This window comes from Arthrobacter sp. Edens01 (genome assembly GCF_001307035.1).
In the GTDB taxonomy this organism is placed as follows: Bacteria; Actinomycetota; Actinomycetes; order Actinomycetales; family Micrococcaceae; genus Arthrobacter_B.
Genome location: NZ_LKIU01000005.1, coordinates 449,832 through 475,289, shown reverse-complemented (window position 1 = coordinate 475,289; position 25,458 = coordinate 449,832). Strand labels below are relative to the sequence as shown.

At 65.6% G+C, this 25,458-nt stretch carries 26 protein-coding genes; 5 read left to right on the top strand and 21 right to left on the bottom strand.

Annotated features, from left to right (window positions below; translation table 11 throughout):
• The first annotated feature begins 59 nt into the window (after nucleotides 1–59).
• The gene (locus AO716_RS08330; RefSeq protein ID WP_055240455.1) at nucleotides 60–1,232 is read left to right on the top strand and encodes a heparan-alpha-glucosaminide N-acetyltransferase domain-containing protein; all 1,173 of its coding nucleotides are present in this window, start codon (nucleotides 60–62) and stop codon (nucleotides 1,230–1,232) included.
• 13 nt (nucleotides 1,233–1,245) lie between these two features.
• On the opposite strand, the gene AO716_RS08325 is transcribed toward AO716_RS08330, so the two are convergent.
• The 8 genes from AO716_RS08325 to AO716_RS08290 are packed head-to-tail and all read right to left on the bottom strand — an operon-like array spanning nucleotide 1,246 to nucleotide 7,616.
• Entirely contained in the window at nucleotides 1,246–1,731 is a 486-nt protein-coding gene (locus AO716_RS08325; RefSeq protein ID WP_055240454.1) for a hypothetical protein, read from the bottom strand.
• Nucleotides 1,732–1,741: 10 nt separating this feature from the next.
• Entirely contained in the window at nucleotides 1,742–2,500 is a 759-nt protein-coding gene (gene dapB, locus AO716_RS08320) for a 4-hydroxy-tetrahydrodipicolinate reductase (protein WP_055240453.1), read from the bottom strand.
• Between the two features lie 16 nt (nucleotides 2,501–2,516).
• Nucleotides 2,517–2,957, bottom strand: coding sequence for a molybdenum cofactor biosynthesis protein MoaE (locus AO716_RS08315; RefSeq protein WP_055240452.1), 441 nt, complete (start codon nucleotides 2,955–2,957; stop codon nucleotides 2,517–2,519).
• Nucleotides 2,947–3,444 (bottom strand): molybdenum cofactor biosynthesis protein B, encoded by a 498-nt coding sequence (locus AO716_RS08310; protein WP_152969916.1) that lies wholly within the window; start codon nucleotides 3,442–3,444, stop codon nucleotides 2,947–2,949. The genes AO716_RS08315 and AO716_RS08310 overlap by 11 nt, the downstream gene beginning before the upstream one ends.
• Nucleotides 3,441–3,935, bottom strand: a complete 495-nt coding sequence (moaC, locus tag AO716_RS08305; RefSeq protein WP_055240450.1) for a cyclic pyranopterin monophosphate synthase MoaC — start codon at nucleotides 3,933–3,935, stop codon at nucleotides 3,441–3,443. The genes AO716_RS08310 and moaC overlap by 4 nt, the downstream gene beginning before the upstream one ends.
• 24 nt (nucleotides 3,936–3,959) lie before the next feature.
• Nucleotides 3,960–5,207 carry a gephyrin-like molybdotransferase Glp gene (gene glp / locus AO716_RS08300; protein ID WP_235472037.1) on the bottom strand — a complete coding sequence of 416 codons (1,248 nt, stop codon included), beginning with the start codon at nucleotides 5,205–5,207 and terminating at the stop codon, nucleotides 3,960–3,962.
• Nucleotides 5,208–5,252: 45 nt separating this feature from the next.
• Nucleotides 5,253–6,062 carry a tyrosine-protein phosphatase gene (locus tag AO716_RS08295; protein WP_055240448.1) on the bottom strand — a complete coding sequence of 270 codons (810 nt, stop codon included), beginning with the start codon at nucleotides 6,060–6,062 and terminating at the stop codon, nucleotides 5,253–5,255.
• Nucleotides 6,063–6,089: 27 nt separating this feature from the next.
• Nucleotides 6,090–7,616, bottom strand: a complete 1,527-nt coding sequence (locus AO716_RS08290) for a molybdopterin-dependent oxidoreductase (protein WP_055240447.1) — start codon at nucleotides 7,614–7,616, stop codon at nucleotides 6,090–6,092.
• Between the two features lie 144 nt (nucleotides 7,617–7,760).
• Between AO716_RS08290 and moaA the strand changes: the two genes are divergently transcribed.
• Entirely contained in the window at nucleotides 7,761–8,879 is a 1,119-nt protein-coding gene (moaA, locus tag AO716_RS08285) for a GTP 3',8-cyclase MoaA (RefSeq protein ID WP_082413438.1), read from the top strand.
• Nucleotides 8,880–9,140, top strand: a complete 261-nt coding sequence (locus tag AO716_RS08280; protein WP_055240446.1) for a MoaD/ThiS family protein — start codon at nucleotides 8,880–8,882, stop codon at nucleotides 9,138–9,140.
• Nucleotides 9,141–9,240: 100 nt separating this feature from the next.
• Here AO716_RS08280 and AO716_RS08275 read toward each other — a convergent pair whose 3' ends face one another.
• The 8 genes from AO716_RS08275 to truB form a co-directional block, all read right to left on the bottom strand.
• On the bottom strand, nucleotides 9,241–10,635 hold the full coding sequence (locus AO716_RS08275; RefSeq protein ID WP_082413437.1) for a M16 family metallopeptidase: 1,395 nt from the start codon (nucleotides 10,633–10,635) through the stop codon (nucleotides 9,241–9,243).
• A complete protein-coding gene (locus tag AO716_RS08270) occupies nucleotides 10,636–12,858 on the bottom strand; it encodes a polyribonucleotide nucleotidyltransferase (RefSeq protein ID WP_055240445.1) in 2,223 nt (740 codons plus the stop codon).
• Between the two features lie 325 nt (nucleotides 12,859–13,183).
• Nucleotides 13,184–13,453 carry a 30S ribosomal protein S15 gene (gene rpsO / locus AO716_RS08265; protein ID WP_055240444.1) on the bottom strand — a complete coding sequence of 90 codons (270 nt, stop codon included), beginning with the start codon at nucleotides 13,451–13,453 and terminating at the stop codon, nucleotides 13,184–13,186.
• A gap of 133 nt (nucleotides 13,454–13,586) precedes the next feature.
• Nucleotides 13,587–14,576, bottom strand: coding sequence for a bifunctional riboflavin kinase/FAD synthetase (locus AO716_RS08260; RefSeq protein ID WP_055240443.1), 990 nt, complete (start codon nucleotides 14,574–14,576; stop codon nucleotides 13,587–13,589).
• Between the two features lie 97 nt (nucleotides 14,577–14,673).
• Entirely contained in the window at nucleotides 14,674–15,330 is a 657-nt protein-coding gene (locus AO716_RS08255; RefSeq protein ID WP_055240442.1) for a DUF4345 domain-containing protein, read from the bottom strand.
• 94 nt (nucleotides 15,331–15,424) lie between these two features.
• Complete coding sequence (locus AO716_RS08250) at nucleotides 15,425–15,868, bottom strand: hypothetical protein (RefSeq protein ID WP_055240441.1); 444 nt, start codon at nucleotides 15,866–15,868, stop codon at nucleotides 15,425–15,427.
• Nucleotides 15,865–16,239, bottom strand: a complete 375-nt coding sequence (locus AO716_RS08245) for a hypothetical protein (RefSeq protein WP_152969915.1) — start codon at nucleotides 16,237–16,239, stop codon at nucleotides 15,865–15,867. The genes AO716_RS08250 and AO716_RS08245 overlap by 4 nt, the downstream gene beginning before the upstream one ends.
• Nucleotides 16,240–17,160 carry a tRNA pseudouridine(55) synthase TruB gene (gene truB / locus AO716_RS08240; protein WP_082413436.1) on the bottom strand — a complete coding sequence of 307 codons (921 nt, stop codon included), beginning with the start codon at nucleotides 17,158–17,160 and terminating at the stop codon, nucleotides 16,240–16,242.
• Nucleotides 17,161–17,267: 107 nt separating this feature from the next.
• Between truB and AO716_RS08235 the strand changes: the two genes are divergently transcribed.
• Nucleotides 17,268–18,416 carry a pyridoxal phosphate-dependent aminotransferase gene (locus AO716_RS08235; RefSeq protein ID WP_055240440.1) on the top strand — a complete coding sequence of 383 codons (1,149 nt, stop codon included), beginning with the start codon at nucleotides 17,268–17,270 and terminating at the stop codon, nucleotides 18,414–18,416.
• An 86-nt stretch (nucleotides 18,417–18,502) separates the two neighbouring features.
• Here AO716_RS08235 and rbfA read toward each other — a convergent pair whose 3' ends face one another.
• The 5 genes from rbfA to rimP form a co-directional block, all read right to left on the bottom strand.
• Nucleotides 18,503–18,979: a 30S ribosome-binding factor RbfA gene (rbfA, locus tag AO716_RS08230; RefSeq protein ID WP_055240439.1), complete on the bottom strand. Its 477-nt coding sequence runs from the start codon at nucleotides 18,977–18,979 to the stop codon at nucleotides 18,503–18,505.
• A gap of 173 nt (nucleotides 18,980–19,152) precedes the next feature.
• Complete coding sequence (infB, locus tag AO716_RS08225; protein ID WP_055240438.1) at nucleotides 19,153–22,020, bottom strand: translation initiation factor IF-2; 2,868 nt, start codon at nucleotides 22,018–22,020, stop codon at nucleotides 19,153–19,155.
• A 132-nt stretch (nucleotides 22,021–22,152) separates the two neighbouring features.
• Nucleotides 22,153–22,410 carry a YlxR family protein gene (locus tag AO716_RS08220; protein WP_235472100.1) on the bottom strand — a complete coding sequence of 86 codons (258 nt, stop codon included), beginning with the start codon at nucleotides 22,408–22,410 and terminating at the stop codon, nucleotides 22,153–22,155.
• A gap of 189 nt (nucleotides 22,411–22,599) precedes the next feature.
• Nucleotides 22,600–23,571 carry a transcription termination factor NusA gene (nusA, locus tag AO716_RS08215; protein WP_055240437.1) on the bottom strand — a complete coding sequence of 324 codons (972 nt, stop codon included), beginning with the start codon at nucleotides 23,569–23,571 and terminating at the stop codon, nucleotides 22,600–22,602.
• A complete protein-coding gene (rimP, locus tag AO716_RS08210; RefSeq protein ID WP_055240436.1) occupies nucleotides 23,572–24,198 on the bottom strand; it encodes a ribosome maturation factor RimP in 627 nt (208 codons plus the stop codon). It lies immediately after the preceding gene.
• A 105-nt stretch (nucleotides 24,199–24,303) separates the two neighbouring features.
• On the opposite strand from rimP, the gene AO716_RS08205 reads away from it, so the two are divergent.
• Nucleotides 24,304–25,374, top strand: coding sequence for a DUF4439 domain-containing protein (locus AO716_RS08205; protein WP_055240435.1), 1,071 nt, complete (start codon nucleotides 24,304–24,306; stop codon nucleotides 25,372–25,374).
• Nucleotides 25,375–25,458: the final 84 nt, after the last annotated feature.

Here is a 25,458-nt window from a genome sequence, read left to right as displayed (position 1 = left end):
GGGACAAACGGACACCTCCGGAGCCCGGCGGCGCTGCGGGGCTGTGAGACGATTCTTCGATGAGCAGAACACGTCTGACGGGCATCGATGCGGCCCGCGGGGTGGCACTGCTGGGAATGATGTCCACCCACATCTTCCCGCTGTATGACCCCGAAACGGGCTCCCCCACGTTCGTGGCGCTCGTTTTCTCCGGACGAGCCTCGGCGCTCTTTGCTGTGGTGGCAGGAATCGGGATCGCGCTCCTGACCGGAGGCCAGAACCCCGGCGCCGGCCGTTCCCCCGGACAGAACCGCCGGGGCATTGCCGCCCGTGCGCTGGTGATCGCGCTGATCGGGCTGCTGCTGGGTGGCCTGGACACGTCGATCGCCATCATCCTCTTCCATTACGCGGTGCTGTTCCTGATGGTGCTCCCGTTCATTTCAATGCCGCTGGGCAGGCTGGCAGCCTGGGCCGGTGCATGGATCTGCCTCTCCCCCGTCCTGGCCTATCTGGTCCGGCCCTGGCTGAATGAGAATGTCAGCCCGCCTGAGGTTGGCGGGAATATCACCTGGGAGCATTTCCTGGAACCGGCAACGCTCTTTGCGGACGTCTTTTTCACCGGGGTGTATCCAACGGTCCAGTGGCTGAGCTACCTGCTGGTGGGAATGGTGATCGGCCGGCTGAACCTGGGTGCCCTCGGAGTACAGGCGGGACTGGTCATCGGCGGAATCTTCGCAGCGGTCGCTGCCAAGTTCGTGAGCGCGTACCTGCTCGTCGACGCCGGCGGTTTCGCCGAACTGCTGGGGACCGAATCCGGCCAGCGCTGGCCCATCGGCCGCATGATGGAAGTGAACCTGACCGGGGTTGACCAGTCCGGGTCCTGGTGGTGGCTGGCGGTCAGCGCCCCGCATTCGGGTACCACACTGGACCTGCTCCACACGTGCGGCACGGCTGCCGCCGTCGTTGGGGTCTGCCTGCTGCTGACCAGGGCGCGGCCGAACCTGCTCCTGCCGCTCTCCGCTGCGGGAGCCATGACGCTGACTCTGTACAGCATGCATATCTGGGTGATGGCGCTTGTTGATGCCCAGGAGCCGGCCCTGGAACCTGTCTGGGTCTTTTGGCCGCAGGCGGCGGCCGCAGTCCTGATCGGCATCGCCTTTGCCAAACTGGGCTCCCGCGGTCCGCTGGAGACCGTCGCTTCGGGCGCTTCACGGCTTGCCCGGGACGGAACGCTGGCGGAGAACCGCCGCTGAGGAAGCCGGCTTCTCAGGCAGCGGGCTGTCCCGAACCGCTGAAGAGCTTGCCTGCCTGGCGCATGGACGCGCGGGCGCGCTTGCGGTCGCCGGCGGCGTCATAGGCGCAGGAGAGGCGGAACCAGGCGCGCCACTGTTCAGGTGCGGCTTCGACCTCGGCCTGGTACTTGGGGAACTCGGCGTCGGCTGCTTCACGGACGATCCGCCCTCCCGGAGTGCGCGGGAGGTCATCCACGGGAAGGCCGCCCTCATCAGCGAGGATCCGTGCCATCTTTTCGGTCTGTACGCCAAAGAGCAGTTCACGAACCAGCGCCCAGACACCAACGGCGGGCAGCACAAAGTAGGCGGTTCCCATGGCCTTGGCCACCAGTCCGTCAGAGGTCATGAGGAGCCAGCCCCGCTGGGCCACCACAAGGATGTAGAAAACCAGGAGTACGGTGACCAGCAGGACGCCGATCTTGGCCTTGTTATGGAACAGTCCGGAGAAGAAGGTGGACAACAGTGTTTCCTTAGGCGTTCAGGTTGAGGTAGCCGTCGAGTCCGACGGTAAGGCCCGGGTGCGCGGCAACTTCGCGCAGCCCCAGGAGGACACCGGGCATAAATGACGCCCGGTCGTAGGAATCGTGGCGGATCGTGAGCTGTTCGCCCTCACCGCCCAGCAGGACTTCCTGGTGGGCAACCAGGCCGCGCAGGCGGACGGAATGCACCCGGATGCCGTCGACGTCGGCGCCCCGGGCTCCGGGGAGCTCCTTGGCGGTTGCATCGGGAGACGCGGGAGTTCCGGCTTCGGCGCGCGAAGCTGCCATCAGTTCGGCGGTACGCACGGCGGTGCCCGACGGCGCATCCACCTTGTTGGGGTGGTGCAGCTCCACGATCTCAACAGATTCGAAGTAGGGCGCTGCCTTCGCTGCGAATGCTGAGGCGAGCACTGATCCGAGTGCGAAGTTCGGCGCAATCAGCACACCGGTTTCGGGATGCTCAGAGAGCAGGTCCTCCAGCCGCTGCAGCCGGTCCGCGCTCCAGCCGGTGGTGCCGACCACCGCATGCATGCCGTGTTCCACGGCGAAGCGGACGTTGGCTTCGGTGCTGTCCGGGACGGTCAGGTCCACCACGTACTGGGCGCCGGCGGAGACCAGGGTCTGCAGGGAATCCCGGCGCCCCAGGGCAGCCACTAATTCCATGTCCGGTGCCGCTTCGACGGCTTTAACGGCTTCGGAGCCCATGCGCCCGGTGGCTCCAAGCACCGCGACGGGCAGTTTATTGCTCATGGTTCCAGATTACCGGTCAGGCCGGGGCGTCGCTGACGCCCACCCATTCCACCGTTCCGTCGGCGAAAACCTGTTCCTTCCAGATGGGCACCTCGGCTTTGATGGTGTCCACCAGTTCGGAGCAGGCGGCGAAGGCGGTTCCCCGGTGCGCCGAGGCAACAGCAGCCACGAGCGCGGCGTCGCCGATTTCAAGCGGCCCGGTCCGGTGTGCCGCCCAAATGCGCACTCCGTCATATTTGGCCGCAATCCGTGCTGCTACATCCGCGATCACTGCTGAGGCGCTGGGATGGGCACTGTAGCCAAGGGAACGGACGTCCCGTCCGCCGTCGTGGTTGCGGACAATCCCGCTGAAGGTGACGACTGCACCTGCCTGTGGTGTCCAGGCCTGGGCATACGCGCTCTCGGTGTCCAGGACCTCTGTCCCAACCGCTGCTGCGACTACTTCGCTAGTGCTCATTGATGCCCTCCAGCTGGCCGCAGATGTGTCCAAGAATTGGTTCCAGAACGGCAAGTCCGTCCGTCACGCCGGACGGGGATCCGGGCAGGTTCAGGACGAACGTCTTTCCGGCCGTTCCGGCGTAGCCGCGGGTCAGCGCCGCCATTGGCGTCTTCGTAAGCCCGTCCGCGCGGAGGGCCTCCATGACCCCGGGCATCTGCCGGTCAAGCAGCGGCAGCGTCTGTTCCGGGGTGGCATCAGTAGGGCTGACGCCGGTCCCGCCGCTGGTGAAGAGTACTGACGGTTCCAGGGCAAGCATGCGCTGCAGCGCCTTGCCCACCTCTTCGCCGTCGGGCACGACTTCTGCCAGCACAACATCGTAGCCGTGTGTGTAGAGCCAGTCCTGCAGCAGGGGTCCTGCCTGGTCTTCGTACACACCGGCTGCGGCACGGGTGGAAGCTACCAGGATGGCCGCTGTCCGCCGCGGAACCGTCTCATTTCTTCTCACAGGCTCCAGTCTCCGCTCTTGCCGCCGGACTTGGCGAGCACCATGATGTCCGAAATCACCGCATGCTTATCCGCTGCCTTGACCATGTCGTACAACGTCAGGGCCGTAACGGACACAGCGGTCAGTGCTTCCATTTCGACGCCGGTCAGGGCCTTGGTCTTTACAGTTGCCTTCATGACCACGGCGCTCTCCCCCGGTTCAAAGTCGACGGTGACCTTGGTGATGGGCAGCGGATGGCACAGCGGGATGAGGTTTGAGGTCTGTTTGGCGGCCATGATGCCTGCCACACGGGAAACCGCGAAGGCGTCGCCCTTGGGCAGACCGCCGTCGGTGAGCAGGCGGACCACCTCCGCAGTGGTCTTCAGCACCGCCTGAGCGGTGGCTTCGCGGGATGTCTCAGTCTTTGCCGAGACATCCACCATGTGGGCGGTTCCGTCGGCACGGACGTGCGTGAGCGCCGGTGAGTCCCCGGACAGTTCTTCCCCGGACATTCTCGGGTCCTTTCAGTGGAGCGGTTAGTCCAACAGCCATACTGTCACTTCTGACCCGGCCTTCACCTGTTCGGTGTCGGCAGGTATCAGGACCAGCGCGTTGGAAGCGGCCAGGGCATGCACCAGGTGGGACCCGGGACCGCCAACGAGTTCCACTCTTCCGCCGGCGTAGGTTCCCCGCCGCACCTGGAGCTTTCCCTTCGGGCTGGAGGCGTCGCCGGCCAGGACAGCGCTGAGCGTTCTCCGGGGGGACGGAATGCCCGTCACCGCCGTGAGCGCCGGGCGCAGGAAAACTTCAAAGGAAACCAGGGCACTGACCGGATTTCCCGGGAACCCCAGAAACGGGACGCCGTCCACGGAACCGATTCCCTGCGGACCGCCCGGCTGCATGGCAACAGAGCAGAACGTCACGCCTTCGGCGGCCAGCGCGAGCCGGACCACTTCATAGGCGCCCTTGCTGATACCCCCGGAGGTCAGCACCAGATCCGCCTGGCCGCGGTCGAGCTCTTGGCGCAGGGCAGCGAGGAAGTCCTCCGGTGAGTCCGCCAGGATCCTCGACCGGACAACCTCCGCTCCGGCACCGGCGAGGCTGGCAGCCAGCAGGGTGGTATTCGCGTCATGGATTTGGCCGGGAGCCAGTTCCCCGCCCGGCTCCACTACCTCGTCTCCGGTGCTCAGCAGCAGCACCCGGACCGGCGCGTAGACCGGAACTTCTGCGATGCCCAGCGCGGCCAGCAGTCCCAGCTGCGCCGGCCCCAGGCGGGCTCCTTCCGGCAGCGCTGCGGCACCGGCCGGGATGTCGCTTCCCGCCGCGCGGACGTACTGCCCGGCAGGCACGCCTGAGGGCAGCCCGACAATGGCTCCGGCACGCTCCTCAGACGCAAAGAAGGCATCCGGAACCGCATTTTCAATCGGCACGACGGCGTCCGCTCCGGCCGGGAGCATTGCGCCCGTCATGATCGGGGCGGCGGAGCCGGGATCCAGATCCGGGGCGGGGACGCCGGCCGGGATGGGCTGGGAGACCGGCAGCTGAACCAAGGCCCCTGCCGGGGCGTGCGCCAGGTCAGCGGAACGGACCGCGTATCCGTCCATCTGGGAGTTTGCGAACGGCGGGAGGCTGCGCGGGGCCCTGATTGTCTCGGCCAGGATCCTGCCGGAGGCTTCAGCAAGGGAAAGCGTCTCCGCCCGCCGCCTCAGGTGATCCGAAAGCAGGGCGCGGACGGCTTCGCGGTGTTCCTCCACCGGACGTGCCCGGCTGCCTGTGCTGCTCACGTTCCTCCTGTGGAACCTCGTCCCCGTCATGGTCTGCGCAAAAGTCTATGCCGCCGGATGATCCTGGTCCCGCAGCCGGGCGCGGAGTTCGAAGAGCTCTGCGTCCGTAAGTCCACCGGAACGGAGGTAGCCGGCCGAAGAGCCGTGGTGTTCCTGCACCCAGGCCAGGGCGGTGCGGATAGCGTCAGCCGGAGCCCGGGTTACCAGGGCCACGATCTGCTCGTTCACGGGGACACCCATAGAGGCAACCATGCCCAGCATCCGCTCGGACCATTCCCCCGCCAGGCTGCGTTCGCTCTGCTGATAGTCGGCAATGACGGCGTCCTGTTCAACACCTACGGCATCAAGAACCAGGGCAATGGACACTCCCGTGCGGTCCTTGCCTGCGGTGCAGTGGACCAGCGTGGAACCTTGTGCGGACGTTATGGCCCGGGCTGTCGCTGCGAACTCGGGCGCTCCGTGCTCGAGCATGCCGGTGTAAACCTCGCCCAGGTCCGGCAGCCGGTCCAGCGCGGCCTGGACTGCCCGGGCGGCGGCTTCAGGGTGCAGACCCGCCCGCTGCATTGCTTCCTGTGCTGTGCCGGTGAAGGCCCCCTCAAGCAGCGGCAGATTGACCTTGGTGAACTCCACGGAGACAGGCAGCCGGTCCGGTGCCATCTGCGCTTCCGCCGGTGTCCGGAAGTCGACGATCACGCTGATCCCAGAGCCGGAGAGCTGCTGAAGTCCCTGCGGGGTCAGGTTACTGAGCGCATCCGACCGGTAGAGGACGCCTGGCTTCGTTCTGCCGCCGCCGGCCAGCGGCGTTCCTCCCGTGTCCCGGAAGTTGTAGGTACCTTCGAGGTTGCTGACTGCCATCCGTCGACCCTAGCGGACATGCAGGCCCTAGGCAGCCTGGACGCGCACCGTATGCAGGCCGGTGGCGCCGTCGGGCACTACCGGGCGTTCAGCTGCATCCTGGACGTTGCCGTTGGCGTCGAGCGCCCGGACGCTCAGGGTGTGCTCTCCCTCCGGAAGATCTACCTCCGCCGCGAACTGGCGCCAGGTATCTGCCGAAATGCCGGCGGCGAGGCGGGCGTCCAGCCATTCGCCGTCGTCGACCTTCACCTGCACAGCGCTGATCCCGGTGTGCTGGGCCCAGGCAACCCCGGCAACCGTGGTCTTCCCGGCGTTGATGTTTTCGCCCCGGCCGGGTGTATCAATCCGCGAGGACAGCTTGACCGGCCCGCGTTCTGACCATCCCCGGTCGGTCCAATAGGCAGCCTCGTCGGCGAAGCGTGAGACTTTCAGCTCGGTGACCCATTTGGTCGCGGAAACGTAGCCATACAGACCAGGCACAACCATTCGCACCGGAAAGCCGTGCTCGGGCGGCAGCGGTTCGCCGTTCATTGCCACGGCCAGCAGCGAGTCCCGTGCATCCGTCAGTGCTTCCAGGGGCGTCGTGGCCGTCCAGCCGTCCGCGCTTCTGGAAAGCACTGTGTCCGCGCCCGGCTGCACCCCCGCTTCAGCGAGGAGGGTCCGCACCGGCCAGCCCAGCCATTTTGCGTTGCCAATCAGGGAGCCGCCCACCTCGTTGGACACGCAGGCAAGCGTGATCCAGCTTTCCTGAAGTGGCTTCGCCATCAGCTCCGCGTAGCTGATCTCAACCTCGCGGTCCACCATCCCGGTGACCCGCAGGCTCCACGTATCCGGATTGACCAGGGGCACCCGCAGAGCGGTATCTATGCGGTAGAAAGCCCCGTTCGGGGTCACCAGCGGCTCCGCCCCCGGGACCCCCAGGTCCGCACCGGCAGGAATCGCCTGAGCTGGCTGGACCGGCGCCGGCAGCTGCAGGTTGGCCCGCAGGTCCTCCACGGCCACCTGGGAGCTGCGTGAAGCTACGGCCAGCCCGCCGCCGACGGCCGCAACCGCTGCTCCCCCGCCCACTGCCCGCAGCACGTCCCGCCGACTGGCACCGGCGTCGCTTGGTGGTGCCGCCTCATACCTGCGGATTCTTGCCGCCAGCGCCCGCAGCACCAGCACACCCGCAAGCCCTGCGGCCAGCGGCGGCAGCAGCGCGAGCGGGCTGAACTGCGCGCGGGACAGCACGGCAGCGGCGCCCAGGACACCAAACGCGCCAAGGACGGCAGACCCCGCAGGCGGGCGGGCTTTCTCAAGGACACCGCAGGCGGCACCGATCAGCAGTATCAGGACCAGCATTGAGGCCAGCAGTGCAATCTTGTCCGAGGTCCCGAATACCGCAATCGCCCAGTCCTTGACCGGGCCGGGAACTGCGTCGATGACCACCGAGCCGACGGCGGTAACCGGTGAGAGCGACGGGCTGAGGGCAGCCGCAGCAAGCTCTCCCGCCGCCACGGCAATCCCGGCCGCCACCATACCGGCTGCCGCTGCCCAGCCCCGCTTCCCTGGCATGTGCCGCTCTCCCTTCGGCCGCAGCCTGTTCCGCGCACCGCAGGCACGCCTATCCCGCCCGATTATGGCAGGGGTACCTGATGAGTTTGTGTGAGCCGCTGTGCCGTCCTAGAGACGTGATGTGAAACCGCCTACACTCGGGGGATGGGAATTGAGCTCGGCATGCCCGCCTTCACACCGCCGCGGCCCGCCGCGGGAGGAGCAGGCGTCCTGGCGGGCGCAGGCGTTCCGGAGCAGCTGGACGGACTTGTTGACCGCTATGGACGCCGGGCTACGGACATGCGGCTGTCCCTGACGGATAAGTGCAACCTGCGCTGCACCTACTGCATGCCCGCCTCGGGCCTTGACTGGCTGCCCAAGGACAAGGTGCTGACCGCCGCGGAAATCATCCGGCTGGTGGGAATCGGCGTCAACGGCCTGGGCGTCCGGGAGCTGCGGCTGACAGGCGGGGAGCCGCTCGTGCGGGCAGACCTGGTGGAAATAGTCGGCGGAATCCGGGCCAACCATCCGGACCTTCCGGTTTCCCTGACCACTAACGGACTGGGTTTGGACAAAAAGGCGTCAGCGCTCAAAGAGGCGGGACTGACCCGCATCAACGTTTCCCTGGACTCACTGCATCCGGGTACCTTCGCCCAGCTCACCCGGCGCCCCTTCCTGGACCGGGTCCTGGCCGGCGTCGAGGAAGCAGCCCGCGTGGGCCTGGGACTCATCAAGATCAATGCCGTACTGATGCGCGGCATCAATGACGCTGAGGCACCCGCGCTCCTGGACTGGGCCGTACAGCACGGATTCGAGCTGCGGTTCATCGAACAGATGCCCCTGGACGCGGACCATGGTTGGACCCGCGAGGGAATGATCACCGCTGCTGAAATCCGCGCCCTGCTGGAGGAACGCTTTGTCCTCACCCCCGACCCGCGCAACCGCGACGGCGCTCCGGCCGAACGGTGGGAAGTGCGGCACCGTCCCTCCCCCGCTGAGGTTGCCGGCGTCGTCGGGATCATTGCCTCGGTGACCGAACCGTTCTGCGCCGACTGCCGCCGCACGCGCATTACCGCGGAGGGAAAGGTGCGCAGCTGCCTGTTCTCCCACGAAGAGACAGACCTGCTGGAACTGCTCAGGAGCACCGGTGACGACACCGCCGTCGCGCGCCGCTGGCAGGAAGCCATGTGGGGCAAGCCAAAGGCGCATGGAATGGACCATGCCGGACTGGGCGCACCGGATTACGTGCAGCCCGAAAGAACTATGAGTGCGATAGGTGGCTAAGTGCTGATCCGCTATTTTGGCGCTGCGAAGGCAGCCGCGGGAATCGAAGAGGAAACCCTGGACGCCGGTCCCCTGCAGCTCGGTGAACTGCTGGAAAAGCTGGCCGCGCTGCATCCCGATGCCCCGGAAGGAACTCCCGTCCTGCAGACCGTGATCGGGCGCAGCACGTTTCTGGTCAATGAGGTTGCGGCCCGGAACCGCACTCTGCTGCTGGGTCCCGGGGACACCGTGGACATCCTTCCGCCCTTTGCCGGCGGTTAGACCCTCAGCCCCTCCACCCAACAAAACAATCGAGATAGCAGAAACTGCCCGAATGAGCGTTCATACGGGCAGTTTCTGTCATCTCGATGAGGGGAAGAGGCTAGAAGCCCAGGTCCGCCGGAGAGTTGAAGGGACCCACCACGGTGATGGTCCGCGGGGCTGCTGCAAGTTCGGCGGCGAGCTCCTGGACCTGTTCGGCCGTGACGGCACGGATCCGTGCCAGGGATTCTTCGATGTCCACGTATTCGCCGCGGACAAGCTCGGCGCTGCCCAGGCGGGACATCCGCGAACCGGTGTCCTCCATGCCCAGCACCAGTCCGCCGGAAATCTGACCCAGTGCGCGGGCCAGTTCCCCGGGTTCGACGCCGTCCGCTGCCAGGCGCTCGAGTTCTGACTGCAGCAGGTCGATGACCTGCCGGGTCTTGGCCGGAGAGCAGCCCGCATACATGCCGAAGTATCCGGCATCGGTGTAGGCCGCGGAGAAGGAGTACGTCGAGTAGACCAGTCCCCGCTTCTCGCGGATCTCCTGGAACAGACGGGAAGACATGCCGCCGCCCAGGATGGTGTTCAGCACGCTCATGGCGAACCGGCGGCTGTCCGTGGCCGTCAGCGAGGGGCAGCCCAGCACAATGTTGGCCTGTTCCACCGGGCGGTTGATGACATGGATGCCGCCCCCGCCGGTGATCTGCGCCGGGGTGGTGTCCCTGCGCGGGGCAGGTTCGGCCGTCTCGTCCAGTTCCCAGCCGGCACGCTTAAGCGCGTCCAGGACCAGGGACACCACAATCTCGTGCTCAAGTCCTCCGGCTGCCGTGACCACCAGGGTCTCGGGCCGGTAGTGGCGCCGGTAGTGCTCCAGCACTGCCTCGCGCGGCACCGCCTTGATCGCTTCCGGGGTGCCGCCGATGGGCCGGCCCAGCGGGTGGTCGCCCAGCACGGCTTCGGCGAACTTCTCGTGGCAGAGATCCGCGGGGTCATCGGCGTCCATCGCGATTTCCTCGAGGATGACGTCGCGTTCCTGCTCCAGCTCCTCGGCATCGAGCACGGCTGAGGTCACCATGTCCGCAATGACGTCAATGGCCATTGGCAGGTCGGTGTCCAGCACGCGGGCGTAGTAGCAGGTGGTTTCCTTCGCCGTCGCGGCGTTAGATTCTCCTCCTACCTCGTCGAACGCAGAGGCGATGTCCATGGCGCTGCGCCGGGACGTGCCCTTGAACAGCAGGTGCTCCAGGAAGTGCGTGGAACCGTGCCGGCCTTCGGCCTCGTCACGCGAACCTACGCCAACCCAAAAGCCGATGGTCGCGCTGCGCTGGCCGGGCATTGACTCGGTGAGCACACGTACGCCGCCGGGAAGGACGGAACGGCGCACGACGGCGCCGGCCGGGTCACCGATTTCCAGTGCCGGATCGCCCGCCCGGGATGTCAGGGGAAATGGGACAACCGTCCCGGTGCGGGAAAAACCCGCGCCGGAACGGCTGTCTGCAGTGTTTTCAGGCATCTACTCTGCTGTCTCAGCAGCCGCTTCGCCCTCGGCGTCGTCTTCAGCAACAACCGGCGAGAGCGACAGCTTGCCGCGGTCGTCAATCTTGGTGATTTCAACCTGGATCTTCTGGCCGACGGAGACAACGTCATCCACGTTGTCAACGCGCTTGCCGCCCGAGAGCTTGCGCAGCTCGGAGATGTGCAGCAGGCCGTCCTTGCCCGGGGTCAGGGAGATGAAGGCACCAAAGGTGGTGGTCTTCACAACGGTGCCCAGGTAACGCTCGCCCAGTTCGGGAACCATCGGGTTGGCAATCGCGTTGATCGCAGCCCGGGCAGCCTCGGCGGACGTGCCGTCCGTGGCGCCGATCAGGACCGTGCCGTCATCTTCGATGGAGATGTCAGCGCCGGTGTCTTCCTGGATCTGGTTGATCATCTTGCCCTTCGGGCCAATGACCTCGCCGATCTTGTCCACGGGGATCTTCACCGAGATGATCCGCGGAGCGAACTCGGAGAGCTCATCCGGGGTATCGATCGCGGCGTCCATGACACCGAGGATGTGCAGGCGGGCTTCGCGGGCCTGCTTCAGGGCTGCGGCCAGGACCGAGGCGGGGATGCCGTCGAGCTTGGTATCGAGCTGGATGGCGGTAACGAACTCGGAGGTACCGGCAACCTTGAAGTCCATGTCACCGAAGGCATCTTCGGCGCCGAGGATATCGGTCAGGGCTGCGTAGCGGGTCTCGCCGTCAACCTGGTCGGAGACCAGGCCCATGGCGATGCCGGCAACCGGAGCCTTCAGCGGCACACCGGCGTTGAGCATGGACAGCGTCGAGGCGCAGACCGAACCCATTGAGGTGGAGCCGTTGGAGGACAGTGCCTCGGAGACCTGGCGGATGGCGTACGGGAACTCTTCACGCGACGGCAGCACCGGCATGAGCGCACGCTCTGCCAGGGCACCGTGGCCGATTTCGCGGCGCTTGGGCGAGCCCACGCGGCCGGTCTCACCGGTGGAGTACGGCGGGAAGTTGTAGTTGTGCATGTAGCGCTTGCGCGTTACCGGCGACAGCGAGTCAATCTGCTGTTCCATCTTGAGCATGTTCAGCGTGGTGACGCCCAGGATCTGGGTTTCGCCGCGCTCGAAAATTGCCGAACCGTGAACGCGGGGCAGAACCTCAACCTCGGCGGTGAGCTGGCGGATATCCGTCAGGCCACGGCCGTCGATGCGGATCTGGTCCTTGAGGATGCGCTGGCGGACAACCTGCTTGGTGACCGAGCGGAACGCTGCGGAAACTTCGTTCTCACGGCCTTCGAAGCGCTCGGCCAGGGAAGCCTTGACTTCGTCCTTCAGGGCGTCGGAAGCGGCGTCGCGCTCCTGCTTGTCAGCGATGGTGAAGACCTCTGCCAGCTTGGCGGCGGCAGCAGCTTCAACAGCTTCGTAAACGTCGTCCTGGTAATCCAGGAAGATCGGGAACTCTACAGTCGGCTTGGCGGCGCGTGCAGCCAGGTCGGACTGTGCGTCGCACAGAACCTTGATGAACGGCTTGGCGGCTTCGAGGCCTTCAGCAACAACCTCTTCGGTCGGGGCGGTGGCGCCCTCTTCCTTGATGAGGTTCCAGGCGTTGTCCGTGGCTTCGGCTTCAACCATCATGATGGCGACGTCGTCACCGGCAATGCGGCCGGCAACCACCATGGAGAACACAGCGCGCTCCAGCTCGGAGTGCTTCGGGAACGCGACCCACTGGCCTTCGACCAGGGCAACGCGGACGCCGCCGATCGGGCCGGAGAACGGCAGGCCGGAAAGCTGGGTGGACATGGAGGATGCGTTGATGGCAACCACGTCGTAGAGCACGTCCGGGTTGATCGCCATAACGGTGACAACAACCTGGACTTCGTTGCGCAGGCCCTTGACGAATGCCGGGCGCAGCGGGCGGTCCATCAGGCGGCAGGCCAGGATGGCTTCGGTGGACGGGCGTCCTTCACGGCGGAAGAACGAGCCCGGGATGCGGCCGGCAGCGTACATACGCTCCTCGACGTCCACGGTCAGCGGGAAGAAGTCAAAGCCTTCACGCGGGGACTTGCCGGCAGAGGTTGCCGAGAGCAGTGCGGTGTCTTCGTCGATGTAGACCATCGCGGAACCTGCGGCCTGGGCTGCGAGGCGGCCGGTTTCGAAGCGGATAACGCGCTTGCCGAAACGGCCGTTGTCAATTACGGCTTCTGAATACTGGATTTCGGGACCCTCCATAGAGAGTCACCTCCGTTTCTTTGATGCGGAGGCACCCAGCACCGTCCCATGATTCCCTTCCCTCCGCGGATGCGGGGCTGGGGATTCAACACCCGGTCTTCGATCGAGGTCCACGGGCTGTTGCTCCCGGAGACCACTACCGAGGACCGCGAATGCTGCGATGCTGGCTGACTCCTGTATTTGTTTTTTCTTTTACTTCGGTAGTGCCGGTACAGCTTGGGGCAGGTGCGCTTCCGGACTAACCCGGTGTCCATGTCTGCCTGGCTGTACCCTGCGCTAAAGGGCGGCCCTGCGCAGTTACGCAGGAACCGCCCTCAAAGCAGAACTAGCGGCGCAGGCCGAGACGCTCGATGAGCGCACGGTAACGCGTGATGTCGGTCTCGCGCAGGTAACCCAGCATGCGGCGACGACGGCCAACCAGGGCCATCAGGCCGCGGCGGGTGTGGTGGTCGTGCTTGTGGGTCTTCAGGTGCTCGGTCAGGTCCGAAATACGACGGGACAGAACAGCAACCTGAACCTCGGGGGATCCGGTGTCACCTTCGGTGAGAGCGAATTCCTTGATGATTGCCTGCTTGACGGCGGGATCGAGTGCCAATGTAACTCCTACAGTTGTGCCGTGAGGCCCGAATCAGCACTTCGCTGCCGGGAACCCTGTGCCGCCTGCGCATAAACGCGGCAGACACAAAGAAATTCAGCCGCCACGGACCGCAGCCGAATTTTGCTCCAGTTTACCCGGCGACGGGGCCTTCTGTCGAAAGGACCTCGCGGGTGCGCGCCACGTCAAGGCGCATCTGCTCGATTAGTGCCTCCGGGCCCGTGTACGCGACCATTCCCCGAAGCCGGTCCACGAATTCAACCCCCACGGTCTGGCCGTACAGGTCGAAATCCTCCACTGCTTCCTGCGGGCGGTCAATGACGTGAGCCTCCACCTGGCGGCTGACGCCGTCGAAGGTGGGGTTTGAACCCACTGAGATGGCCGCAGGCCAGCGGGTTCCGGCAGAATCCACGAGCCAGCCGGCGTAGATGCCGTCGGCCGGAATAAGCCCGGTGGATTCCGGCGCCAGGTTCGCCGTGGGGAAGCCGAGTTCGCGTCCGCGGGCGGCGCCGTGAACCACAGTGCCGCGCATACGGTGGGTGCGGCCCAGCAGGCGTGTTGCCGTGCGTACGTCCCCGGCAGCCAGTGCTTCACGGATCCACGTTGAGGAGCAGCGGCGCCCCTGGATGTCCCCGGGTCCTTCCGGAAGGGCGTCGAAGTCGTCGACCGCCACAACATCAAAACCCAGCTCGGCACCGAGCTCGCGCATGGTGTCCAGGTCTCCGGTGTTGCCGCGTCCAAACCTGGCGTCATGGCCCAGCACCACGGCCACGGCGTGCAGCCCGTCAGCAAGGAACCTTCGGACAAACTCCTCAGCGCTCAGCGCCGCCAGGTCCAAGTCGTAGTGGACCATCAGCAGGCCGTCGAGCCCGGTCTCCGCCAGGGCTTCGGTCCGGTCTGCGGGCCCCATAATGAGCACCGGGGCGCTCTCCGGACGGTGGACGGCGGCGGGGTGCGGGTCAAAGGAAAGTGCGACGGCGGCTGCACCGCGGTCGCGTGCGGTCTTAACCAGGCGCGAAAGAACGTGCTGGTGGCCGAGGTGGACGCCGTCGAAATTGCCGATCGTAACTACTGTCGGACCAAGGTCGGACGGCACCTCCGCAAGGTCATTCCAGTAATACACCCGAGCTCCTTACCAGCGGACAGTCATCCATGAATGCCTCCGGACAGCGCTGGCTGCGCGGAAGGCTTCATCCATTATGGCGGAAAAGGGCTCCCGGTTACGCACCGGTTCCAGCCGGGGCGCTGCCGCCTTCTGAACCGTGGTGGATTTCCCGCCGCAGTTCACTGGTCTTGGCGATAAACCGGTGCCAGACCAGCAGGGCCGGAGGAAAGGCCAGCTCCACGATCATGAGGATGATCAACGTGAAGTGCGGGGTGCCCGAAAATGCCCACGACAGCACCCGGCCTATACCGCCCAGGAAGACCATCAGGCAGACCAGCCACAGCATGTTTGCCCACTGGAACTTGATGGCGATGGCTATGAACGCGGCGCCGACGCCAATCATCATCGCGGAGAAGAAACGGAACTGGCTCTCCAGGGACGCGTTGACCGCTCCTCCGCTGGTTTCGGCCACGCCGGCGGTGCCGGTAATGAGGTAATAAGCGCCGATCGCGGCGATCACGACGCCGACGCCGACTACGACGGCCCGGAAAACACCCCAGTCGTCGCTGCTCTTCCAGGTCTTGCTGCCCGCTGCGGCAGCCTTCGGTCCCCTTTTCGGCGGGCGCGCACCCACTTTTCCGCCCCGGCTGTCAGCTGCCGGACCGGTGCCCGGTGCTGTTGCCGCGTCCGGGCGGGAATGTTCCGTCTGCTGCCGCGGCGTAGCTGCGGCCCTGCGCGGGTTTTCTTCCGGTCCCGATGCTGGGATTGTCATTGTCCTGCCCCCTGACGGGATTCGCGGCGCGCCTGTCACAGCGCAGTTTTCCACATCGTCTCACGACCGGAAGCCCACAAGAACCCCGGTGCGGCTAGGCGTGTTGGCGGTTCCGGTGCTTGTAAAGCCAGAGCAGGCCCACGATCGGCAGGACCAGCGGCACAAACCCGTAGCCCATTCCGAAACCGGACCAGACGGTGTCATCCGGCAGTGCGGCCGCGTCCAGGAGCCCGAAGAGTCCTACCGCCACGACGCCCGCCATTTCGATGCTGACGGCAGCGACGGAGACCTTATAGGAGGTCTCCCCCGACTTGGCCAGGGACACCGTTGCCACAATGTAGACGACGGCGGCAAACGCGGAGAGCAGGTAGGCCAGCGGCGCCTCTTCGAACTTGGTTGCAATCTGGAAGGCGGCACGTGCCGTAGCGGCAAGCGCGAAAACCCCGTAGACGGCCACGATTAGCCTGCCCGGTCCGGCGTTGCGTGCCGCCGGAGCGGCGGCATCGGCGTCGGGCCTGGGCTTGATCAGTTTCTTCATGCCAGCGGCACTCCATCCCAAATCTGTTCCATCCGGAACAACATTACGAACACCGTGATTCCCACTGCACCCAGCACGAGGTTGCTCCACCGTGACCGGTCCATGAGGGACCACCAGACAGCTCCGATCGGAATCACCGCGGCGGTGAACAGGTATCCCCAGAACTCCCACGCGGGGCCGTTCAGCGTCTCTCCGCCGGTCTGGCGGATGACGGCGGCAATCGCGTAGACGATCAGGAACAGCTCGACGGCGGCCGCGGAGAGAATTGTCAGGTCATTGGGGCCGTGGCGCAGCACAGCAGCACCCACGCACAGCACGGTGGATACGAGACAGACAATCGTCCCGACAATGAACAGGGGGTCGATGACCACTTAGGACCTTTCGTTTCCCGGAGCGAAGACCAGCAGCGCCCGGGCAGTGTCAGCTTTGTCCGCCAGCAGGCCGATCAGTTCGCCGTCCGGTGCGAAGGCTGCGACCGGCACCGGTTCGCCGTCCGCCAGGGGAACACCGGAGGCGCTGATGCGGCGGCCGTGGGAAATGTTGTCGGCTTCCTCGGAAGTCAGTTCCCGCACCGGGAACAGCGCGCGGGCAGCGTCGTTGAGCTCAAGCAGGGACAGGTCCTCGGCCAGCTGTTCCAGCGTCGAGGCCCGCTCCTCCGTGTAGGGACCGACTGAGGTTCGCCGCAGGGCGGTCAGGTGGCCCCCAACGCCGAGGGCGGCTCCGAGGTCCCTGGCCAATGCACGGATATAGGTTCCGGAGGAGCACTCAACCGTGACGTCGACGTCGCGCAGTTTTCCGCCGTGCTCCCGGCGGATGTCATGGATCTCGAACCTCGAGACGGTAACGGGCCTGGCCGGGAGATTCACTTCTCCGCCGGCGCGGACTTTGGCATAGGAGCGTTCCCCGCCGACTTTGATGGCGCTGACGCTGCTGGGAACCTGCTGGATATCCCCCGTCAGGTCGGCGACCGCTGCGCGGATTTCCTCGTCAGTGACGGCAGCGGCGATCGTCTCGGCGATAACCTCTCCCTCGGCGTCGTCAGTGATGGTGGACTGGCCCAGCCGGATGGTGGCGTCGTAGGTCTTAGAGGTTCCCACAATGTAGGTCAGCAGCCGGGTGGCCTTGTTAATGCCCACCACCAGCACACCTGTTGCCATGGGGTCCAGGGTTCCGGCATGGCCGACTTTCCTGGTCCCGGCGAGCCTGCGCAGACGGCCCACCACGTCATGGCTGGTCCATCCCTGCGGTTTGTCCACAATAATTAGTCCTGAACGGACCTGCCCGGAATTCACGCCTTTCAGTATATGCGCGGCGCAGGTACTGGTTCTCCTGCTGGCCTGGCTCCGGGCAGCGGCCCGGCCTCCGGGACTGCGGAGCGTGCCGGCTGTAGCATGCGGTTATGTCTCAGCTCGCTGCCCACGTGCGTTCCGTTGACCCGAACCAGATCCGCGAAATAACGCAGGCAGCATGGGCGACCCCCAACGCGGTAGTGCTCAGCATCGGAGAGCCGGGGTTCCCCACTCCGGTGCATGTGCTGCAGGCTGCACAGGAAACCCTCGCCCGGGACGAGACGGGATACACACCGAATGCGGGCATTGCCCCGCTGCGGGCAGCGTTCGCGGAACGGGTATCTGCGCAGACCGGGCAGGACACTGACCCGTCCCGGATCTTCGTCACCTCGGGGGCCCAGCAGGGACTGCATCTGGCGATGAGCATGCTGCTGGATGCCGGGGATGAGATCCTCATCCCCAATCCCGGCTACCCCACCTTCGCCATGACGGCCAGGCTGCTGCATGCCGTGCCAATGGAGTACCCGCTTCATCCGGCCAATGGCTTCCAGCCGCAGATCGAGGAGATTGAGGCGAGAATCACTCCCCGCACCCGGGTGCTGCTGCTGAATTCGCCCTCTAATCCGCTGGGCGCGGTCTTCAGCCCGGACCTGACCCGCGAGCTGGTTGAGCTGGCACGCCGCCGGGGACTCTGGATTCTCTCTGACGAGTGCTACGAGGCATTCACCTACGATGTGCCGCATGTTTCCCCGCTGGCTTACGACGGAGCCAACGGCGGACGTGTCATAGCTTCCTACACGCTGTCCAAGACCTATGGGCTGACCGGGCTGCGCGTCGGGGCGCTTGTGACGCCTGCGGGACTGGAAGCGCAGCTGAGCACGGTGATGGAGTCGATCGTCTCCTGTGTGGCCTCACCCTCGCAGTACGCCGCGCTGGCGGCACTGACCGGCCCCCAGGACTATGTGCGCGAAGCTGCCGCGCATTACCGAGGCAACAGGGATGCGGCGTCGGCAATCCTGGAAGCCAAGGGAATACCGTTCCTTGCCGCTCAGGGCGCCTTTTACCTTTGGGCAGATCTCTCGCACGTTTCCGGAGGCGACATCCGCACATGGACCAGACAGTTCCTGGCGGAAGAAGGAGTTGCCGTAGCTCCCGGAACCGCATTCGGTTCCATCGGCGAAGGGTGGGTCCGGATTGCCCTGTGCGGCCGGCGGGATGAACTGGTCGCCGGGGTCACCCGGCTGCCCGGCGTTGGCTGATCCCGGCTCTTCCACGATTCATACGGCATGCAAAAGGAGCGGAACCCCATCCGGGGTGCCGCTCCTTTTCCTGAAACCTGTTCGCGCTAGCTGCGCGCGTCGGAGTCCTCTGCCGGTGCGTCCTGCAGGTCCTCTTCGTCGTCGTCTTCGTCCCTGCGGTAGGGATCGGCGTCGCCGGCGTAAGCTGCACCCTGCTTCAGCGCGGCGAGTTCTTCGTCGCGCTTCTTGGCTTCCCGGATCAGTTCCTCCAGGTGGCTGGCGTTCACCGGGATCTCGTCAGCGACGAACTCCAGGGTCGGAGTGAGGCGGACAGTGATGTTCTTGCCCACCTCCGAACGCAGGACTCCGCGGGCGGAATCCAGGGCAGCCTTCGTGTCAGCCTGCTGGGCCTCGTCACCGAAAACCGTGTAGTAGACGGTCGCGTGCTGCAGGTCATTCGTAACGCGGGCGTCGGTGATGGTCACGAATCCCAGCCGGGGATCCTTGATCCGCCGCTCGAGCGCCTGGGCAACTACCACCTTGATGCGGTCAGCGAGTTTCGCAGCGCGTGCTGGATCTGCCATTACCTCTCCTTCAATAAAGATGTGGGTTCGCGGCAACGGGGACCGGTAGGGCCGCCGTCGCGCGCTGAAATGCCCCTTGGCCCGGCAGGTGACTGCCGTGGCCGGACGGGGCGACGCGGGCCGGAGGGCCCGCAGGCAGGGGCCGCCGCGAACGGCGGCCCCTGGCCGGGATACTAGACCCGCGGCTTCTCGCGCATCTCGAAGGTCTCGATGATGTCGCCTTCCTTGACGTCGTTGAACGACCCCAGACCGATACCACACTCGAAGTCCGTGCGGACCTCGGTTGCGTCGTCCTTGAACCGCTTGAGCGAATCAACGGTGAGGTTCTCGCCAATGACCTTGCCGTCGCGGGTAACCCGCGCCTTGGCGTTGCGCCGGATAACACCGGAGCGGACGATCGAGCCGGCAATGTTGCCGAACTTGGAGGAACGGAAGACTTCGCGGACCTCGGCGGTGCCGAGCTGCACTTCCTCGTACTCCGGCTTGAGCATGCCCTTGAGGGCCAGCTCAATGTCATCGATTGCTGCGTAGATGACGGAGTAGAAGCGCATGTCCACGCCTTCGCGCTCGGCCAGGTCGGCCACACGCTCGGCAGGCTTGACGTTGAAGCCGATGATGATCGCGTTGTCCACGGTCGCCAGGTTGACGTCGTTCTGCGTGATGGCACCGACGCCGCGGTGGATGACGCGCAGCTGCACGCCGTCCCCAACGTCGATCTTGAGCAGGGAGTCTTCCAGGGCTTCCACGGCACCGGACACGTCACCCTTGAGGATGAGGTTAAGGGTGTCAACCTTGCCGTCAGCAACGGCCTGGTCGAAGTCCTCAAGGCTGATGCGCTTGCGGCGCTTGGCCAGTGCGGCGTTGCGGTCTGCAGCTTCACGCTTCTCAGCGATCTGGCGGGCAGTACGCTCGTCGTCGGTCACGAAGAAGGTGTCGCCTGCACGCGGAACGTTGGACAGGCCGAGGACCTGGACCGGACGCGAAGGTCCGGCTTCGGTAACGGTGTCGCCGTTCTCATCGAACATCGCACGGACGCGGCCGTGTGCGGTGCCCGCCACGATCGTGTCGCCGACACGCAGCGTACCGGACTGGACCAGGACGGTCGCGACGGCGCCGCGGCCCTTGTCCAGGTTCGCTTCGATGGCAATGCCTCGAGCGTCCTTGTCCGGGTTGGCACGCATGTCCAGGGCAGCATCTGCGGTGAGCAGCACGGCCTCGAGCAGGGCGTCGATGTTCAGGTTCTGGCGTGCCGAGACCTCAACGAACATGGTGTCGCCACCGTATTCTTCCGGAACCAGGCCGTATTCGGTCAGCTGGCCGCGGACCTTCTCCGGGTTGGCGCCTTCCTTATCGATCTTGTTCACGGCAACCACGATCGGCACATTTGCTGCCTGTGCGTGGTTGAGGGCTTCAACGGTCTGCGGCATAACGCCGTCGTCCGCTGCCACAACCAGAACAGCAATGTCGGTGACCTTCGCACCACGGGCACGCATGGCGGTGAACGCCTCGTGGCCCGGGGTATCGATGAAGGTGATGGCCCGCTCAGTGCCTTCGTGGTCGAAGGCGATCTGGTAGGCACCAATGTGCTGGGTAATGCCGCCGGCTTCGCCTTCAACCACCTTGGTGTTGCGGATGGCATCCAGCAGGCGGGTCTTACCGTGGTCAACGTGACCCATGACGGTGACTACCGGAGGACGTGCCTCGAGTTCGTCGTCGCCTTCGGCTTCCAGCTCTGCTTCGAAGTCGATGTCGAAGCTGGAAAGCAGTTCGCGCTCTTCGTCTTCGGGTGAGACAACCTGGATCTTGTAACCCAGTTCCTCGCCGAGAACGCCGAACGTCTCTTCGTCCAGGGACTGGGTGGCCGTGGCCATTTCACCGAGGTGGAACAGCACGGTGACCAGCGCTGCGGGGTTTGCCTCAATCTTGTCAGCGAAGTCCGTGATGGACGCGCCGCGGCGCAGCCGGACAACCGTGTTGCCGTCGCCGCGGGGTACCGAAACGCCGCCCAGCGACGGAGCTGACATCTGCTCCAGTTCCTGCCGCTTTGCCCGCTTCGACTTGCGCTGCTTGCCGCGTCCTGCGCCGCCCTTGCCGAAAGCACCGGCAGTGCCGCCGCGTCCGCGGCCGCCCTTGCCGAAGCCGCCGCCAACGGGACCGCCGCCGGTGCCCGGAGCTCCGCCGGGTCCGCGGCGGGGTCCGCCTGCACCCGGACGTGCCGGGGCTGCGGGCCGCTCAGTGCGGTTGGGCATCATGCCCGGAGTAGGACGGTTTCCACCGGCACCGCCGGGACGCGGAGCACCCGGACGCGGTGCGCCGGGACGGGGTGCACCCGGACGCGGAGCGCCCGGACGGGGACCGCCGGAGCCGGCTGCCGGACGCGGTCCTGCTGCGCCGGGAGTGCCGGTGCGCTCGGAATCATCGCGGCGCTGGCCGGGACGGGGCATTCCCTGGGATGTTGCAAACGGGTTGTTGCCGGGACGGGGACCGCCCTGGCCACGCTCGCCGTCGCCGCGTCCGCGGGGACGGGGCATGCCCTGGGAAGGTGCAAACGGGTTGTTGCCCGGACGCGGGCCGGAAGCTCCGGGCCGCGGGGCACCCGGGCGGGGTGCGGAAGAGGAATCCGCTGCCGGTGCTGCCGGAGCAGCAGGCTTTTCTGCAGCCTTCGGAGCCGGAGCTGCCGGTGCTGCCGGAGCGGGGGCCGGTGCTGCAGGCTTGCTCTCTGCCTTAGGGGCGGGAGCAGCCGGGGCTGCCGGTGCCGGAGCAGCCGGCTTTTCAGCGGCGGGAGCCGAAGCTTCCGCCGGTGCTTCAGCGGCAGGGGCGGCCGGAGCGGGTGCTGCCGGACGGGGGCCTGAGCTGGCCGGCTTGGATGCCGGCTTGGATGCTGCGTCGGGGAATGCACCGCGCAGCTTCTTGACTACGGGCGCTTCAATGGTCGAGGACGCGGAACGGACGAATTCGCCCAGTTCCTGCAGTTTTGCAACTGCGTCCTTCGAAGTAATGCCGAGCTCTTTGGCGAGCTCGTGTACGCGGACCTTGGCCACATTTCTCCTGTCTCGGTCCGCACCGAGCCAGGCACGAACCGTCTATTTGCTGCGGGCTTCCACTGCGGATGCAGCAGGGCCCATCACAGAGCACAACAAAGTACTCATCGCTGGGTACTCATCGGGTTTCCATCAGATTTCTGACCCGCTTTCAGGTTGGACGGTTTCGAGGGGGTTCCGGGCCGGACCCGCCTCTTGAGCTTCAAACCACTGTGCCACTGCCGAGGGATCAGCCTGTGCCCGGAAGGCACGGCCAAAGGCCCGGCGTTTCACAGCGGTTGCAAAGCATGCTGCGTCGGGGTGCAACCAGGCGCCCCGGCCAGACATACGGCGGCTCTCATCAACAAGGACGGCATTCATGCCATCCCCAGAATCCAGTGCCAGCCGCATCAGTGCAGCCTGGTCATCCTTCTTCCTGCAGCCAATGCACGTTCTCTGCGGAACGTGCCCTGATCCTGCCGCAGGCCGCACCGAATTCACGGGCTCCTGCGGTTGCTGGAAGGCGGACGGTGACCCGGCCATGAACATTCTACCGCGTTTCTTTTCTCTTGCCTTCATCCTGCCTGCGGAAGGAAGAAGTTAGGCGGACTTTGCGTCGGAGACGATGTCGATGCGCCAGCCCGTGAGCTTGGCAGCGAGACGTGCGTTCTGCCCTTCCTTGCCGATCGCCAGCGAAAGCTGGTAATCAGGGACCACCACGCGCGCCGAACGGGTGTCGGCATCGGTGATCGTCACGGAGTTCACGCGTGAAGGCGAGAGAGCGTTGGCAATAAATGTTGCCGGGTCTTCGCTGAAGTCAACAATGTCGATCTTCTCGTCGTGCAGTTCCGTCATGACGGCACGCACACGCGAACCCATTTCACCGATGCAGGCGCCCTTGGCGTTGATGCCCGGTACGTTGGCCTTCACGGCGATCTTGGTGCGGTGGCCCGCCTCGCGTGCCAGGGCGACGATTTCCACGGACCCGTCCGCGATCTCCGGAACTTCCAGCTCGAAGAGCTTCCGTACCAGGCCCGGGTGGGAGCGGGAAAGCGTGATCGACGGTCCCTTGAAGCCGCGGCGAACGTCGACGACGAAAGCACGCACGCGCGATCCGTGCAGGTACTTCTCCCCCGGTACCTGCTCGGTCGGCGGCAGCAGCGCTTCAACGGAACCAAGGTTTACCTGGACCATGTGCGGGTTATTGCCCTGCTGGATCTGACCGGAAACCAGTTCTCCTTCACGGCCCTTGAACTCACCAAGGATGTTGTCGTCTTCGACGTCGCGCAGCCGCTGCAGGATGATCTGCCGGGCCGTGCTCGCTGCGATTCGGCCAAATCCGGCAGGCGTGTCATCGAACTCGCCCACGGCCTCGCCGTCGTCGTCGAGCTCTGTGGCCCAGATGGTCACGTGGCCGGACTTGCGGTCCAGTTCGGCGCGGGCATTCTCCTGCGAGCCGGTGGTCTTGTGGTAGGCGACCAGCAGTGCCTGTTCAATCGTGGGGATCAGCTTGTCCAGCGGAATTTCGCGTTCCGCTTCCAGCAGCCTCAGCGCACTCATATCAATATCCATTTAGGCCTCCTCGGCTGTGCTTTTCATTCCGTCGGCGTCCTCGCCAGCCGGTTCGTCCTCAAGGTGGGCGAATTCAATCTCCACCCGTCCCTTGGCTATCTGGTCAAATGCCAGGTGCGTCTTCTCGCCCTGCTTCGCCTTCATTCCCTTTTTGACCGCGATTTCGGGTATCAGCGTGATTCCCTTGTCGTCGACCTCAATCAGGCGTCCGGTAATGCCGTCGCCGCGAACAGGGGTCACCGAGACCATGCGGCCGGCATTGCGCCTCCAGTGCCGGGGCTCCGTCAGGGGACGGGAAACGCCGGGCGAGGAGACTTCCAGGCTGTAGGGGCGTCCGTCATCGTTCGGGTCCTGGTCCATGGCATCCGAAAGAACGCGGGAAACGTCTGCGATGCGGTCAAGGCTCACACCGCCGCTCTCCGTCTCCGGAAGGTCCACAATGACGTGAACGGTGCGGTGGGCACCGGCGATCCTGATTTCGATGTCCTCAAGGAAGAGGTTCTCACCGGCAACTGTGGGAGCCAGATAGTCCTTCAGCCTTTGCGTCTCTGCTGCGACCTCTGCACGCTGTGCGTTCTTGCGGTAGTTAGACGACGTGTCTTTTTTAGGGCTGGGGCGACCCGCCATTACTGCCTCCCACTAGATGTTGTTGTAGCTCCTAGCCTACCGACTTTCCGCGGCCGCCGGGTCACCGCCGCAGGTGGGGACGCGTTCGTGGCATGATCGAGTGTTGTGAACAAGCCCCGTACCGCCCCGCGGCCGTCAGCTGCGCGCCCGTCACGGGCTGCCGCCGCTGCCGGCTTTCTGCGGCGTACCCTCGCGCTGGGCCTGCTGGCCTGCGTGATTGCCGGATTGGGGCTGACCGCAGGATCCGGAGCAGAGCCGGAACGTCCGCGCAGCTTTTCAGAGCAGGCGCTGAATGAGGCGTTCGCCACTTCCCGGGTTTTAGCTGCAGAGGCGGAGTCACGAGCAGCCGCCGCCCAGGGTCCCCGGGCTGCTGCACTGCTGGATGCGGCGGACACGCTCAGCCGGCAGTCACTGCTGCTGACCAGTCCCGGCGGAGCTGCAGCGCTGCGGGAATCAGAGGGTGTGGAGGAGCAGTCCTTCACGAAGGCACTTCAGGATTCGGCACGGAAGAACCTGGCCGCCGCTGGCCGGGCAGACTATGGAACGGCTCGGCTGCTTGCCTCGACCGGGACCGGGCAGCTGCTGCTCTCACAGAACCTCGCCGAGGCCCTGGGCGAAACCCCGGAACCCGTCCAGGAAAGCGGATGGACCCCCGTGCTCAACGAAGACGGGCAAACCAAATGCACCAACGACGGCGCGGGGTCCGACCGCGCTGAAATCCGGGAACGGCCCGGTGCGGCAGAGTCGCTGCAGGCGGTCCTCGATGCTGAATTCGGCGCGGCGTACGCCTACGAGGTTGCGCAGGCCCAGGCCGGGAGCGCCTTTACGGTACTGGGCAGCACACCCGCCAAACTCAGGGAAGCCCATCTGGAAGCCGGGCTTGAGGGAGCAAAGCGCCTGCCCTCGCTGTGCCTGCCGGAAATCACGCCTGTTCCGGCGTATGCGCTGTCCCCTGGTTTCCTGGCGAATCCGGTTACCTCCCTGGAGGAGCTGGAAGAAGCAATGCCCACTCTCTATGCCGAACTGACCGGCACGAGCGACGGCGCTGTGCGGGCCTGGGCGATCGACCGGCTGGTTGCCAGCTCCCTGTTCCTCTACGACGGCGCAGCCGAGATACCACCGGCCCCCGGGCTGGATGCTGAACCTGCTGCGCTTCCCTGGGCTGCCCAGGGCTAGGAGCCGGCCGCCCAGCCCTGCACTGGCACGGTTGGGGACGGCCCCCTAGGCTGGGTTGGTGGCCGCACCAGTCATGAGCCTGCC

Coding starts and splice junctions, on each gene's coding strand:
- nusA (WP_055240437.1), bottom strand. CDS start 23,571: ATGGATATTGATATGAGTGCGCTGAGGCTGCTGGAAGCGGAACGCGAA.
- AO716_RS08275 (WP_082413437.1), bottom strand. CDS start 10,635: ATGCCTGAAAACACTGCAGACAGCCGTTCCGGCGCGGGTTTTTCCCGC.
- AO716_RS08315 (WP_055240452.1), bottom strand. CDS start 2,957: ATGAGCACTAGCGAAGTAGTCGCAGCAGCGGTTGGGACAGAGGTCCTG.
- AO716_RS08330 (WP_055240455.1), top strand. CDS start 60: ATGAGCAGAACACGTCTGACGGGCATCGATGCGGCCCGCGGGGTGGCA.
- moaC (WP_055240450.1), bottom strand. CDS start 3,935: ATGTCCGGGGAAGAACTGTCCGGGGACTCACCGGCGCTCACGCACGTC.
- AO716_RS08250 (WP_055240441.1), bottom strand. CDS start 15,868: ATGAAGAAACTGATCAAGCCCAGGCCCGACGCCGATGCCGCCGCTCCG.
- rimP (WP_055240436.1), bottom strand. CDS start 24,198: ATGGCGGGTCGCCCCAGCCCTAAAAAAGACACGTCGTCTAACTACCGC.
- AO716_RS08290 (WP_055240447.1), bottom strand. CDS start 7,616: ATGCCAGGGAAGCGGGGCTGGGCAGCGGCAGCCGGTATGGTGGCGGCC.
- dapB (WP_055240453.1), bottom strand. CDS start 2,500: ATGAGCAATAAACTGCCCGTCGCGGTGCTTGGAGCCACCGGGCGCATG.
- rbfA (WP_055240439.1), bottom strand. CDS start 18,979: ATGGCAGATCCAGCACGCGCTGCGAAACTCGCTGACCGCATCAAGGTG.
- AO716_RS08270 (WP_055240445.1), bottom strand. CDS start 12,858: ATGGAGGGTCCCGAAATCCAGTATTCAGAAGCCGTAATTGACAACGGC.
- AO716_RS08295 (WP_055240448.1), bottom strand. CDS start 6,062: ATGGCAGTCAGCAACCTCGAAGGTACCTACAACTTCCGGGACACGGGA.
- AO716_RS08255 (WP_055240442.1), bottom strand. CDS start 15,330: ATGACAATCCCAGCATCGGGACCGGAAGAAAACCCGCGCAGGGCCGCA.
- moaA (WP_082413438.1), top strand. CDS start 7,761: ATGGGAATTGAGCTCGGCATGCCCGCCTTCACACCGCCGCGGCCCGCC.
- AO716_RS08220 (WP_235472100.1), bottom strand. CDS start 22,410: ATGCGGCTGGCACTGGATTCTGGGGATGGCATGAATGCCGTCCTTGTT.
- AO716_RS08235 (WP_055240440.1), top strand. CDS start 17,268: ATGTCTCAGCTCGCTGCCCACGTGCGTTCCGTTGACCCGAACCAGATC.